Genomic DNA, 333 nt, shown 5'->3' on the forward strand with positions numbered 1-333 from the left:
TCTATTTTCTATGTTTAAGGAATTTAATAAAGAATTTTATCGGAGTTTGAATTTTTATTTGATGATATTGTTGCTTCTAGGAAGTATAGGAGAATGGCTAAATAAGGGACCTAGCCTCTGGCTTGCACTCTTGCTCTTTGCTACTGTCGGTACTACCCGTAGTGCCTTTTGGTCTAAAGAATGGACCTTAAAAGCAAATTGGCAAATCTATCTCTGCATCGCATTCTTGCTGGTCGGGGCTTGGATTGAATTTTTTAGTTAGATTGAAAGGAGCGTAGAATGCGTTCCTTTTTTCTTCCAAAATGGACTGAGATTTTCTGCTAAAGATGGTAT

At 37.2% G+C, this 333-nt stretch carries 1 protein-coding gene; it reads left to right on the forward strand.

Features of this window, described 5'->3' with window-relative positions; genetic code table 11:
- The coding region (locus C1E99_RS10035) for a hypothetical protein (protein ID WP_238146229.1) at positions 1–262 on the forward strand (262 nt) is incomplete at its 5' end.
- Positions 263–333 lie beyond the last annotated feature (71 nt).

Origin of the sequence: Streptococcus suis, assembly GCF_002964045.1 — a bacterium.
Lineage (GTDB): Bacteria > Bacillota > Bacilli > Lactobacillales > Streptococcaceae > Streptococcus > Streptococcus suis_U.